The sequence below is a fragment of the Bacillus sp. MUM 116 genome (assembly GCF_001866655.1).
GTDB lineage: Bacteria > Bacillota > Bacilli > Bacillales > Cytobacillaceae > Neobacillus.
On record NZ_MLYR01000108.1, the window covers coordinates 1 to 12,602 of the forward strand.

General features: G+C 39.7%; 10 protein-coding genes. 7 read left to right on the forward strand and 3 right to left on the reverse strand.

Annotated features, from left to right (window positions below; all coding sequences use genetic code 11):
* Positions 1–132: 132 nt before the first annotated feature.
* Positions 133–1,383 (reverse strand): GGDEF domain-containing protein, encoded by a 1,251-nt coding sequence (locus BIV60_RS23230; protein ID WP_071358085.1) that lies wholly within the window; start codon positions 1,381–1,383, stop codon positions 133–135.
* A 424-nt stretch (positions 1,384–1,807) separates the two neighbouring features.
* Here BIV60_RS23230 and BIV60_RS23235 point away from each other — a divergent pair, with 424 nt between their 5' ends.
* The 5 genes from BIV60_RS23235 (at position 1,808) to BIV60_RS23255 (ending at position 7,680) form a co-directional block, all read left to right on the forward strand.
* Positions 1,808–2,989 (forward strand): carboxylate--amine ligase, encoded by a 1,182-nt coding sequence (locus tag BIV60_RS23235; protein WP_071358086.1) that lies wholly within the window; start codon positions 1,808–1,810, stop codon positions 2,987–2,989.
* Between the two features lie 75 nt (positions 2,990–3,064).
* Complete coding sequence (locus tag BIV60_RS23240; protein WP_071358087.1) at positions 3,065–4,546, forward strand: UDP-N-acetylmuramoyl-L-alanyl-D-glutamate--2,6-diaminopimelate ligase; 1,482 nt, start codon at positions 3,065–3,067, stop codon at positions 4,544–4,546.
* Between the two features lie 82 nt (positions 4,547–4,628).
* Positions 4,629–6,530, forward strand: a complete 1,902-nt coding sequence (gene asnB, locus BIV60_RS23245; RefSeq protein WP_071358088.1) for an asparagine synthase (glutamine-hydrolyzing) — start codon at positions 4,629–4,631, stop codon at positions 6,528–6,530.
* Positions 6,531–6,615: 85 nt separating this feature from the next.
* Complete coding sequence (cuyB, locus tag BIV60_RS23250) at positions 6,616–7,341, forward strand: cysteate racemase (RefSeq protein WP_071358089.1); 726 nt, start codon at positions 6,616–6,618, stop codon at positions 7,339–7,341.
* 39 nt (positions 7,342–7,380) lie between these two features.
* Positions 7,381–7,680 (forward strand): hypothetical protein, encoded by a 300-nt coding sequence (locus BIV60_RS23255; protein ID WP_071358090.1) that lies wholly within the window; start codon positions 7,381–7,383, stop codon positions 7,678–7,680.
* A gap of 50 nt (positions 7,681–7,730) precedes the next feature.
* On the opposite strand, the gene BIV60_RS23260 is transcribed toward BIV60_RS23255, so the two are convergent.
* Positions 7,731–9,380, reverse strand: a complete 1,650-nt coding sequence (locus tag BIV60_RS23260; RefSeq protein ID WP_071358091.1) for a M20/M25/M40 family metallo-hydrolase — start codon at positions 9,378–9,380, stop codon at positions 7,731–7,733.
* A gap of 273 nt (positions 9,381–9,653) precedes the next feature.
* Between BIV60_RS23260 and BIV60_RS23265 the strand changes: the two genes are divergently transcribed.
* Together BIV60_RS23265 and BIV60_RS23270 are read left to right on the forward strand one after the other, a co-directional pair.
* Positions 9,654–9,947: a hypothetical protein gene (locus BIV60_RS23265; RefSeq protein WP_071358092.1), complete on the forward strand. Its 294-nt coding sequence runs from the start codon at positions 9,654–9,656 to the stop codon at positions 9,945–9,947.
* A gap of 90 nt (positions 9,948–10,037) precedes the next feature.
* Positions 10,038–10,934, forward strand: a complete 897-nt coding sequence (locus BIV60_RS23270) for a phosphotransferase family protein (RefSeq protein WP_071358093.1) — start codon at positions 10,038–10,040, stop codon at positions 10,932–10,934.
* Positions 10,935–10,961: 27 nt separating this feature from the next.
* Here BIV60_RS23270 and pepT read toward each other — a convergent pair whose 3' ends face one another.
* Entirely contained in the window at positions 10,962–12,194 is a 1,233-nt protein-coding gene (gene pepT / locus BIV60_RS23275) for a peptidase T (RefSeq protein WP_071358094.1), read from the reverse strand.
* Between the last annotated feature and the right edge of the window lie 408 nt (positions 12,195–12,602).

Genomic DNA, 12,602 nt, shown 5'->3' on the forward strand with positions numbered 1-12,602 from the left:
ATATTTTATAATAGAGAATTAATCTAATCAATCTAAATATTGGGGACTATTAATCGAAAATATAGATGAATGATAGGGGGTGCTGTGAAATCAAGAAAAAAAGACCCTGGAAACAAGGAATGTTCAGAGTCTTTAGATTCGTTGTGTTTCTTTTTTCAAAGTTCCGTTACTGGAAGATAGGCGGTTTCTGCCCAACTGTTTGGACTGCAGCAGCAATTGATCGGCATACACATATCCTTTTTCCATTGATACCGTTTCATTTACTTTGAAAAAGTAAAGCCCAAAAGAGGAAGTATAGTGAATTGCGGTGGCTTCGCCTTTAAACTCGACAGTAACAGTACTATTTTCAAGGCTCTGCAGAATGGTTTCAACTAAAGCAACAGTTTGTTCAAAATGCCGGTGCCTTAGAAACATTGTAAATTCTTCTCCCCCACTCCGAAACAAATAATCATCCATTAATAAATAGCTTTTTAACGTGGTTGCAAAATGCTGGATGACCTGGTCACCAACAGCATGGTTAAAATTATCATTAATTTGTTTAAACTTATCAATATCAGCTACAACGATACCGAGATATTCCTCTGTTTGGTTTAATTCCTCCATTTTTTTGTCCATGTAGGCACGGTTAAATACACCGGTCAAAAAGTCAGTATAGGCCATTTGCTCAAACTTATCCCGTTCTATTTTATTTTGAATATGCTGAGATTTTGAAACAAACGAACGACTGACAAGGTAATTCAGAATAAAAAGGCTGACGAGCATTTCCCATTTTTGTTCCTGAAGAAAAAGAAATAACAGACCGTTTGTGAACGATAATTTTCCCATATCAAGCACACTTCTACTTTTGATAAAATCAATCGTTTCTTTACGGGTTTTTATATCTCCAAGGAAATAAAACATTAAAATAAGATAAAGGTCAGACAACATCGAGGTAACGGTCACAAGTAAAAACATCAAAATCCAAAAACCAAAGGGGATTCCTTGAAATTTCGGATATAAGTAATGATATAAATAAAAAGCAATCGAGCTATTCAAGGCAAAAGCACCGATATTATAAAACGTATCAGTGAATTCATTGGGGTCAGCTGTTTTGTTGATTTTTTTATTAAAAAAGACAATAGTGCGATAAAAGGTTTCAAAAATAAATAAACCTAATGGACCGGTAAATAATCCAATTGATAAGCTATAGGAAATTCCATAGTCAACAGATGTACTGCCATTTTTGCTAGTAATTCGGAGACGATAATAGAGGCAGGAAAATAACAAATATAAAAGGAAAGCTTTTATATAAAGACTATTTTCAATCATAATCGAACCTGAGCCTATAGCAGTGACCAGTGAAGCAAAAAAGAGAAAAAATGTTAAGATATTTGCTTTCAACATCGCAAATTGCTTCCCCTTTCCATACTATATCTTCCATTTTACCCTATATCTCCTAATGGTGCATAAGCATTTTCAGATAAGTCTAAATTGCAATTTTGTAATAAATCTAAAAACAACTCATATATATTGACTTTGTGCGTGCAAAAATACATTGGGCCGAATATCAGGGAAGATAAGGATGCCTGAGACTAGTATAGGTCTAAATATTTGCGTCAATAGTTTTACCTAAATAATTACAATTCAATTTTGATTAAATTGCTTTATAATAATGGAGTATCGTCATATAATATAGATGCTAAATTTTTCGAGCGTTTTTTTAAAGTAGGAATGGATCTTGTAATCTACCTCCAGATAATGTTGATATAAATCGAATATTGTAGAATGTGAGAGCGGACTAGGGACGAAGGAATGAGGAGATGGAGAAGTGAAGAATAAGGCAGTAATTTTGGGTTGTAACTATTATATCGGATTAAGTGTCATCCGCTGCTTGGGTGTGCATGGAATCCATACAGTAGCAGTAGATTATTCAGAGGAAAATACGTACGGAGCAAAATCAAAATATACATCTGAGCGGATGATTGCTCCTCACTATAAAAATGAATCGGAAAAATTTATTCAGTTTTTAATTGATTATGCAAAAAAGCAAGCGGAGAAACCGCTGTTAATGCCATGTCATGACTCTTATTTGGAAGTCATCGATGAATACTTGGATGAAATCAGAAAATACTACTTGATTCCGCAAACAGAACAAGGTTTATATACGAAGGCCATGAATAAAGAGGTGCTGCATCGCATTGCCATGGAAAAAGGTGTGAATGTACCAGAAACGATCCGGGTTCATGAAGAGAATCTTTTTGAAAAAGTCGAAAGCATCTTGAAATACCCGTGTATCGTAAAACCGACTGATTCTCCAACGTTTGTGGCTAAATTTAGAAGGAAACTTTTTAAGGTCCATAATCGTCAAGAATTACAGGAGGCTTTGGCCAAAGCAGAGGAAGCCGGTTTAGAAGTGATTATACAAAGAATTATTCCCGGCTTCGATGATCATATGCACACCTTTGATGCCTATTTAAACCAGGATTCAAAGGTAACCCACTGGGCGACCTTCCAAAAGTTCCGCCAGTACCCAATCAATTTCGGTGCATCTGTTTATACTGGGCAAAAATATATCCCGGAACTGTTTGACATTGGCAGTAAATTTTTAGAGGAAATCGGCTGGAAGGGCTTCGCAGAAATTGAATTTAAAAAAGATGCCGAGACAGGCAAGTTTTATTTAATTGAAATCAATGCACGGACGACGAACTTTAATACGCTGATTAATAAAATCGGCTTGAATATGCCTTATATTGCTTATCGTGAGCTAACAGGAAATCCACTGCCGCCAAAGGCGATCAAAGAAAATACCGGCCAGGTTTTCTGGTATGGCTATGAAGATATGCTTGCCGTAAAAGATTATATTAAAACTGGACAGTTGACCGTCCCGCAGGTTGTAAAATCATTATTTAAAAAACATGCCTATGCCATCTGGGATTGGAAGGATCCAAAACCGGGGCTTTCTTATGCGGGGATTATTGCCGGTAAAGTAACGAAAAAATTTTTAAAATAAACTGGACCATATCTGGTCCAGTTCATGTTTTGTATTTTTCTTAAAACTTACTAGAATAAAAATGGAGTTGATTACATGTTATTAACGGACGTTGTTAAAGACCTTGAATTTGAACCGATTAAAGGAGATTTAGACAGGGAAGTAAACTCCATTGCTTATGATTCTAGGGAAGTAGTGGAAAATGGTCTCTTTGTGGCTATCTCAGGATTTAAAGTCGATGGACACGGGTTTATTGAAAAAGCCATTGAAATGGGTGCGACCACCATCATTGTGGAAAAGGATGTCTGGGTGGAAGACTATGTAACCATCCTGAAGGTGGCGGATTCCCGCAAAGCTTTAGCATGTGTCTCGGCAAACTTTTATCAAAATCCAACAGAAAAATTTAATTTGATCGGAATAACTGGGACAAATGGAAAAACTTCGATTACTTATTTTCTTAAATCGATTTTTGAAGAAGCCCAAAAATCTGTGGGACTCATTGGCACAATTGGAACGGTCATTGACAATAAGCTGATGAAGAACCAAAATACAACACCGGAATCATTAAACCTGCAAAAAATCTTTACCGATATGGTTGACGCCGGCACCGATGATTGCATTATGGAGGTCTCTTCCCATGCCCTAAGCTTAAACAGGGTGGCCTATTGCAATTTTAATACCGGAATTTTTACTAATCTCACTCCCGACCATTTAGAGCTGCACCATAATATGGAAGACTATTTCCAAGCAAAAGCCCTATTATTTGATATGACGCAGGATTACAATATCATCAATAACGATGATCCATGCGGAAAGCGGCTCATCGATAAAATTAAGGATTACGATACTACCTTAATTACCTATGGAATGGATTCCGATTCTGATATCTATGCATCTGAAATCCGTTATTTTGCTGACTATACTCTTTATACCGTTAATACCCCGAAAGGAAACATCGAAGTAAGAGTGAACATTCCCGGGGATATTTATGTGTACAACAGTTTAGCTGCAATCGCATGTGCGTACTGTCACAATATTGACCTTAAAGTGATCCAAAAGGGAATCAGTGATCTCGAAGGCATTAAAGGCCGGATGGAAGTAGTCTTTAAGGACAAGGATTATAAAATCGTGATCGATTTTGCTCATACGGAGGATGGACTGGAAAAGGCCCTCACTTCACTTAGACCATACACAAAAGGTAAATTAATTGTCGTATTTGGTGTATATGCACCGGATGATAAAATTGGAAAATTGAAGCGGCGGGCAATGGGTAAAGTTGCGGCTAAATATGCTGACCTAGTGATTGTTACCTCCGATAATCCAAAAGATTTGGACCCTAATTTTATTATCGATGAGATTGTCGAAGGGGTCGAAGAAGAGAATGGCGACTTTAAGGTGTTTGTGGACCGCTTAGAAGCCATTCAATATGCGATTCATGTCAGCACCGAAGAAGACACCATTCTTATTGCCGGAAAAGGCCATGAAACGGCACAAATTGTTGGCAAAAAAGAAATTCCTTTTAATGAAGCGGAAATTGTAAAGGAAACGTTAAGAAACCGTAAACTATTAGTGTTTTAATAGAGATGGATAAAAAACTGCTATATTGCATTTAATGATAATCCATAAATATTCGAGACATAACGAAAGGTGATAATTAAATATGTGTGGTTTTGTAGGCTTTGCCGATACAAGCACAAAAGTGGATAAAGTAACGACTGTAAATAATATGATGGACACCATCATTCACCGCGGACCGGACAGCGGCGGTGTGTTCACTGATGACCGTGTGGCCTTTGGTTTTAGACGGCTTTCCATTATCGACTTATCAGACGAAGCAAGTCAGCCAATGTACAATGAAGATAACAGCGTAATTCTGATTTTTAACGGGGAAATCTATAACTTTGAAGAAATTCGAAAAGACCTCGTGGCAAAAGGCCATAAATTCAGAAGTAATACAGACAGTGAAGTCATTCTTCATGGCTATGAAGAGTACGGCGTAGATTTATTACAAAAATTGAGAGGGATGTTTGCCTTCTCCATCTGGGATCAGAAAAAACAAACCATGTTCCTTGCGCGCGATTTCTTTGGAATCAAGCCGCTTTATTATACACAGAACACAACAGATGGCTCATTTATCTTTGGTTCAGAAATTAAAGCATTTATAAAACATCCTTCTTTTAAAAAAGAATTAAACAAGGATGCCCTTAAGCCGTACCTTACTTTCCAATATTCTGTGCTTGATGAAACCTTCTTTAAAGGAGTATTCAAGTTAAAGCCAGGGCACTACATGATCTATAAAGACGGTAAGGCTGAAGTCAAGCCTTATTGGGATGTTGAGTTTGATGAAAAAGGAAACAGCTTAGAGCATTATGTGGAAAAAATAAAAACCACAGTAGAAGAATCAGTGAAGTACCATAAGATTAGTGACGTGAAAGTCGGCTCATTTTTATCCGGCGGGATTGATTCCAGTTACATCACTTCCCTTTTAAAGCCGAATAAAACTTTCTCTGTCGGTTTTAAAGACCATGAAGGGATCTTTAATGAGACCAACTTGGCAAAGGATTTATCTGATATTCTTGGAATTGAAAACCATAAATCGGTTATTGATGCAGATGTGTGCTTTGAGAAGCTGTCTACGATCCAATATCATATGGACGAACCGCAATCAAATCCTTCTTCTGTTCCGTTATATTTCTTGGCGGAGCTTGCAAGTAAGCACGTAACGGTTGTGCTATCCGGAGAAGGTGCCGATGAAATTTTCGGAGGCTATGAATGGTACCGCCCTACTCCAGCAATGGAGAAATACGAAAAACTCCCGTTTGCGCTTCGCCGCGCGGCTTCAAATGTAGCAAAAGGGCTGCCGCAGAACCGCATTACGGCCTTCCTTGCTAAAGGCGGCCAAACGGTTGAAGAAACGTTCATTGGCGAGGCAAAGGTTTGGGATGAAAATGATGCGTTAAAAGTATTGAAGGATGACTACAAGAAGGGTCCATCCGTTCAGAGCATTACGAAAAAAGTTTATGATAAAGTAAAAGGTAAAGACGATGTAACGAAAAAGCAATATCTAGACTTGAAGCTATGGCTTCCTGGAGATATTCTTTTAAAAGCCGATAAAATGAGCTGTGCTCATTCCATTGAGCTACGTGTTCCGTTCTTAGATAAGGTCGTCATGGGGATGGCTTCAGCGATTCCGACACCGCTTCGTGTGAATCAAGAAAATACGAAATACGCACTGCGGACAGCAGCGAAGGAAGTATTGCCGGAAGAATGGGCAAACCGTCCAAAGGTTGGCTTTCCTGTACCAATCCGCTATTGGCTGCGTGAAGAAAAGTATTATAATTTAGTCAAAGAAATGTTCCAGTCCGATATGGCCAAGCAGTTCTTTAATACCGATGAATTGGTCAAATTTTTGGACGACCATTTCCATAATAGACACAACTATGCCCGTTATATTTGGACAGCGTATGTTTTCTTAGTTTGGTATAAAAAGTTTTTCGTAGAATTAGAAACTGAAGCTCCTTCTCAGAGCACAAAACAAGCAGACGAGATGGTGACAGTTTAAGCTTCATGCATGTGCTCTCGAGCCCCTAGGTGCTGGAGCTTGCCATTCATAGAGTTATATTTTTTTAGAAATGGAAGGTGGTAGAATGAAAAGTTTAGGTGTAATCGGTGGAATGGGTCCCAAGGCTACCTCTGTATTTTTCGATAGGGTGGTTGAAAATACTGTCGCTGATCGGGATCAAGACCATATCGATATGATGATCCTGAATCATGCCACCTTACCGGACCGAACTGAAGCCATTTTAAACGGCCGTGAAGAGTTATTCTTAGAGGCAGTAAAAAAAGACTTCAAACTGTTGGGGTTTGCCGGCGTTTCCCATATTGCGATTCCTTGTAATACTTCGCATTACTTTTACGACCAAATGCAGGCAATGACCGATATTCCAATTATTCATATGGTCGATGAGACGCTGAAAGTGATTGATCAAAAGTACGGTGAAAACGCCAAAATTGGTCTATTAGCGACAAAGGGAACGATCTCAAGCGGTATTTATGAAAAGGAATGCGGCAAATACAAGATGCAGATGTATGTTCCAAATGAAGCCATTCAAAAGCAAACGATGGATATCATTTATAGTATTAAAGCAGATAAAGTGATTGAACCATTGGAGCTGGAAGAAATCATTCATCAACTGGTCTTTGATGAAGGCTGCAGTTGCGTCATTCTTGCGTGTACGGAGCTTTCTTGTGTGAAGATTAGCGAAGATGCGGCAAAATATTGCGTGGATGCAATGGAGGTTCTTGTTGAGCAGTCAATTGCCCTTTCCGGGGGAATGTCCAAAAAAAGCAAAAGTACGGCTGTATATTCTTAGAAAGATTTTGCAAGATTTATAGCGGGGGGCGAGTTACTGGTGGCACTAACTGACCTAGAAAGATTTGAAACATTTTTGGCAGAGTCTTTTTCAGACGGGGTAAGTTATCGAGAGTTACGCTTATCGGTTGAGGAAGTAAATTATTTACTCCAAAGATATCCAAACGCCAGCATTTTAAAAAGCGCTGCATTGGAAAGCCAGGATGATAAAGCATGGTATGAAGTTAACCTTTTGCCTTCTCGTGATGCTGACTCGAAGTTTGAGGACATTCAAAGGGAAAATGAGCGGTTAAAAAAAGAATTAGATGCATTGAAAAAAGCATTGGTTACGCAAGGGTAAAGCAATTAATAAACACCTAGCCTAGGATTAAAGGCTAGGTGTTTTCTTATTTATGCTAAAAGTTTTCGGATGACCAGGTTGGTTAAATTCGGTACCACTTCTAATGAATAGGTCATTTCCATCCGTTCCAGCTTTTTATGAGCATCCACCCCATATGGACCAATATTGATGACTGGAACGTTTAAATCGCGGATATCCTGATATTCTACATAATGCTTCGTTCCCCAGCCGGGATTATTTTTTGAAACGGCATCAATCCCCTCTTCATCATCACTTAAAGCAACGAAGCTCATATCCGAAATATAAGGGAAAAAGTTTCTTGTAACGATTGGGTGCTGGTAGCTTGGCTGTACCGCCTCCACTGCCTCATCCAAGGCGTCAATTAAAGCCTGTTCGCGGCTTGTTTTCCCGGTCAATTCAATTCTTGGCGAGTATAAAGAAGAATAGAACAGAATGATGGCAGGATTTTTATCTTTCATCCATTTCCAGGCTTCTTCTACTACCCTTGCCGCAAACATTCTCGTATCAAGTTCTTCATTTAGCACCAATCCCTGTTTAAATTGATTCATATGAAGAACGAACGCATTGCCGTGTTCCTTGGTTAGCAATTGCTCCATTTCCTCATAGGTAAAAACGCGCGGTGCCCATGGAAGCTCCACATACGGCTCGCCGCTTGCCGCACTATATTGTTTATAGCGTTCATCAAATGACGTAAGAGCCCTCTCAAAGGCAATCAGTGCTTGTTCTTTTAATTTATCCAGGACATCCTTCGGAGACCACGAATGGATAAAAAAGTTATAGTAAACATAGGCGGATAAGGCTGTTTGTACAGTATACGATGGTTTCAGATCTGTTTGCTTTAAAGAAACAGGAGGCACTGTTGTCTCCCCATATGCTTCGTTACAAAGCTCGGGGTTATAATTAATTTGTTTCGTCAGTTCTGCCGCAATAAAGTTTGGGTCTAATCCCTCAAAGCAGGAGCCAACATGAGTTTCTGCGCCTGTAATAAAAAATGATGGCAGGAGCTTCCCTACTGTGCCTTTATAAATATAACGGTTTACATCACCGGCATAGCGCGGCGAAACGAAATCAGAATTTATTGCTGCAACATAATCAAAGCCATGTTCTTTTTTCCAATTTTTTAAAACCTTCAAAGCAGATAAAATACCATGGGAGCTATCTTCTTCATCACATTCTGCTAAAAAGACAATATTTCCATCCAATTCCTCAGGATGCTCAGAATAGTATTTTAATAGATATAGATTGCTTGCTACGCCGCTTTTCATATCAAGCACCCCGCGGCCAAATAGCCAGTCGCCTGAATCCAGATGTTCCTTAGCGGAAACAGGCAGCTCTTCATGTTTCAGCACCTTCATCAGTTCTTCAGGAAAACAGGCTTGGTCTTTTAATTGATTAAAATCATCGATTCCTACTGTATCGATATGGCCCATTAAAATAACGGTCCGATTGCTTGTCCCTTTTGTCCCTTTTACAAAGGCCAACACATTGTATCTTTCATGAATATCATCAATTGTTTGCGCTAAAGTTACAAAGGAGGTATTCTCTATGTAATAAGAAAATTCTGAAATGATTTTATATAATGAATGGGCCATTGCTTTTTCCCCCGCAGTATTGACAATACTCTCGATATTTACGAGCTGCTTGGTAAAGGCAAGGACATCTTCTCGGCATTGATGCATGGCATATTCTCCTTTTATGAATGAATTGTTTTACAAAAAATGTATACCTTAAGATTTTAGGAGTCAAGTATTCTAGTATTATAAGATTTTAAAAAGTATTCCTTGACATAACTTAGGGAGAATAAAAATAATAATAATTATGAAGCTAAATATACTTAGGAATTAAATAGTCTAATGACGATGCAATATTCCTTCCTTTTCTTAATTCATGTGATTCAGGATATGTCGTGAATAGGCCATTTGAATTTTTTCAAAATGGAGGGTGAGAAAAGGATGAATCAAGAAAAGTTTGAGGATTTTTTAGCAAGATCATTTGCGGACGGGATCAATTATCGTGAATTAAGACTTTCTCAGGATGAGGTTTTATTGGTTAAAAAAAGGTATCCGAGAGCGAATGTTAAGGAGTGTCAGACAATGGAATCCATCGACGGCAAGGTTTGGTATGAAATTAATCTTTTGTTCCCTATCGCTTCGAAGGATGAAACGGAGCTTGAGGCTGTCCAAAGGGAAAATAGAAAACTCCGCCAAGAGCTCGAGGTGTTGAAAAGAACGGTGGCTATTTTTTAAAAGCGGGAACGGTCCAACCATTTTGTTGGGCTTTTTTTAATGATTTGAATTCAGCTGAATAAAATGTAATAAAAACAAGTCGGAGGACCTATGGACCATCTTAAAAAGCTAGTCTTGCAGAATGGAAGATTAAACAGTGAAAAAATATATAAGAGCGAGTCACTATATCAAGGTATGAACGGGAAATTTGTGGAGCGCTTTTATCTGTCTGAAGCAGAAAGTTATATTTTTAAGCCATTAACAAATAATGGGCAGTTAGGAAAGGAAGTTTGGGTTTATAAGCAGGTTCTTCCCGAACTTCCTGATATCTATCCCAAATTGCTGGGCTACTCGGTTGCTGAAGAGTTGGATGAAAATTGGATGATTTTTGAGGACCTTGGTTCACTTCATCATGATTTTCAGGAGGATAAGATTTTAGAGGTCGTTAGGCTGATGGCAGGGTGGCATTCTCTTCCTGTTGACGGTTTTGTTGGGCTTCCTTTAACGGGGCTCAAACCGAAAATGGAGGAAATCATTTTGGAACTTACCGGGAAAAAACAAGCTGTGCTGGAGAAGATTTCCCCATTGCTGGATGGGGTTAATTTTTCAAAAAAACTCGTATTATCGCACGGCGACCTTCATATTGGCAACGTGGCAATGGTGGGTGAGAAAGTAATGGTTTTGGATTGGGAGCATACCCATTTGAACACCCCTTATTGGGATTTATATCATCTTCTGGACTTGTCGCACCCCATATATCCAAGGCGAGTATCTTCTCAGTTTAGGGAATGTGCGGTGAAAACGTATTGTGAGCATGCGGGAATAGAGGCTGATACTTTTTTAAAGGAATACTATTTGTTCTCCGCTCTGTTTTCAATTTGGATGTTGTTGTTGATTCAGAGTGACTTGGATTCAGGACAAAAAAAGTGGCTGAGGGAGCAGCTGGAAGTGCAGAGGGATGAGACCGTTGCAACTTTAAGGGATTGTATGCGGGCATTATTGGGATGAAAAAAAGCTAACCGGGGGGTTAGCTTTTTATGCTTTTTTCTCGAAGCTTTGGGCAATACCAACGATTACATTTACGGCTTTTTCCATGTTATTAACGGAAATAAATTCATATTTCCCGTGGAAGTTTTCGCCGCCGGTAAAGATGTTTGGTGTTGGCAGACCCATGAAGGATAGCTGTGAACCATCTGTACCGCCACGGATTGGTTTAATCAACGGCTTAATGTCTAGTGACTCCATTACTTCCTGGGCAATATCAACAATTTGCTTAACCGGCTCAATTTTCTCGCGCATGTTGTAGTATTGATCATTCAGCTCAAGAAGGATATTGTCGTCGCCATATTTTGCTTTAAACTCGTTGACTAGGTTTGTAATAGTTGCTTTGCGGGCATTGAATTTTTCCCGGTCATGGTCGCGAATGATGTAGTATAGCTTAGTTTGTTCAACATCCCCATTGATGGAAATCAAGTGGTAGAAGCCTTCGTACCCTTCTGTGTATTCAGGTGCCTCTTCTGCCGGAAGCTTGCTGTTGAGCTCCATCGCAATTTTGGCAGAATTAATCATTTTGCCTTTTGCGGAGCCCGGGTGAATATTGTTTCCTTTAATGGTGATCTTGGCTGCAGCGGCGTTAAAGCTTTCGTATTCTAACTCCCCAAGCGGACCTCCGTCGACAGTGTAGGCGTATGTAGCGTTGAAGCGGGCAACGTCAAATTTATGCGGGCCGCGGCCGATTTCTTCATCTGGGGTGAACGCGACGCGGACCTTACCGTGCTTGATTTCCGGATGTTTGATTAAGTATGCCATTGCGGTCATGATTTCTGCCACGCCAGCCTTGTTATCCGCGCCAAGCAGAGTGGTACCGTCGGTGGTGATTAAGGTATGGCCTTTGTATTCTGAGAGGCTTGGGAAATCTTTTTGTGAAAGAACAATCTTTAAGGACTCGTTTAATGTGATGTCGCCGCCGTCGTAGTTTTCATGGATTTGCGGTTTGACGTTTTTGCCGGTGAAGTCTGTTGCAGTGTCGACATGTGCCAGGAATCCGATGGTTGGTACGTCTTTGTTAGTGTTGGATGGAAGCGTTGCCATTAGATAGCCATTTTCATCGATGCTGACTTCTTGCATGCCAATTGCCTTTAATTCTTCTTCGAGCATGTGGAGCAAGGTCCACTGCCCTGGTGTAGATGGACAAGTGTTGCTGCTTTCGTCAGACTGGGTTTCAACTTTTACATAGGAAGTAAATCTTTCAATGATTTCATTTTTCACGCTCGTTTGCACTCCCTTTTTGTTTTGTTCATGTTTATAATAGCACTTTCGTTGGATGGGTACACGTTTTTAGAATAGTGGTTGGTGTTTGTTGCTGAGTTGGTGGGGCTTATTGTCTTAAAGAGCACCCCCGCTAGTGAAAGCAAAGCTAACTAGCGTAAAAGTGACTGCAACTAGCGGAAGGCGGTCGCTAACTAGCGTAAAATGACGGCAACTAGCGGAAGGCGGTCGCTAACTAGCGTAAAGAGCGCTCCAACTGGTGAAAGCAAATCTAACTAGCGTAAAAGTGACTGCAACTAGCGGAAGGCGGACGCTAACTAGCGTAAAGAGCACTCCAACTGGCGAAAGCAAATCTAACTAGCGTAAAAGTGACTGCAACTAGCGGAAGGCGGTCGCTAACTAGCGTAA

Coding starts and splice junctions, on each gene's coding strand:
- BIV60_RS23230 (WP_071358085.1), bottom strand. CDS start 1,383: ATGTTGAAAGCAAATATCTTAACATTTTTTCTCTTTTTTGCTTCACTG.
- BIV60_RS23240 (WP_071358087.1), top strand. CDS start 3,065: ATGTTATTAACGGACGTTGTTAAAGACCTTGAATTTGAACCGATTAAA.
- asnB (WP_071358088.1), top strand. CDS start 4,629: ATGTGTGGTTTTGTAGGCTTTGCCGATACAAGCACAAAAGTGGATAAA.
- cuyB (WP_071358089.1), top strand. CDS start 6,616: ATGAAAAGTTTAGGTGTAATCGGTGGAATGGGTCCCAAGGCTACCTCT.
- BIV60_RS23260 (WP_071358091.1), bottom strand. CDS start 9,380: ATGCATCAATGCCGAGAAGATGTCCTTGCCTTTACCAAGCAGCTCGTA.
- BIV60_RS23265 (WP_071358092.1), top strand. CDS start 9,654: ATGAATCAAGAAAAGTTTGAGGATTTTTTAGCAAGATCATTTGCGGAC.
- BIV60_RS23270 (WP_071358093.1), top strand. CDS start 10,038: ATGGACCATCTTAAAAAGCTAGTCTTGCAGAATGGAAGATTAAACAGT.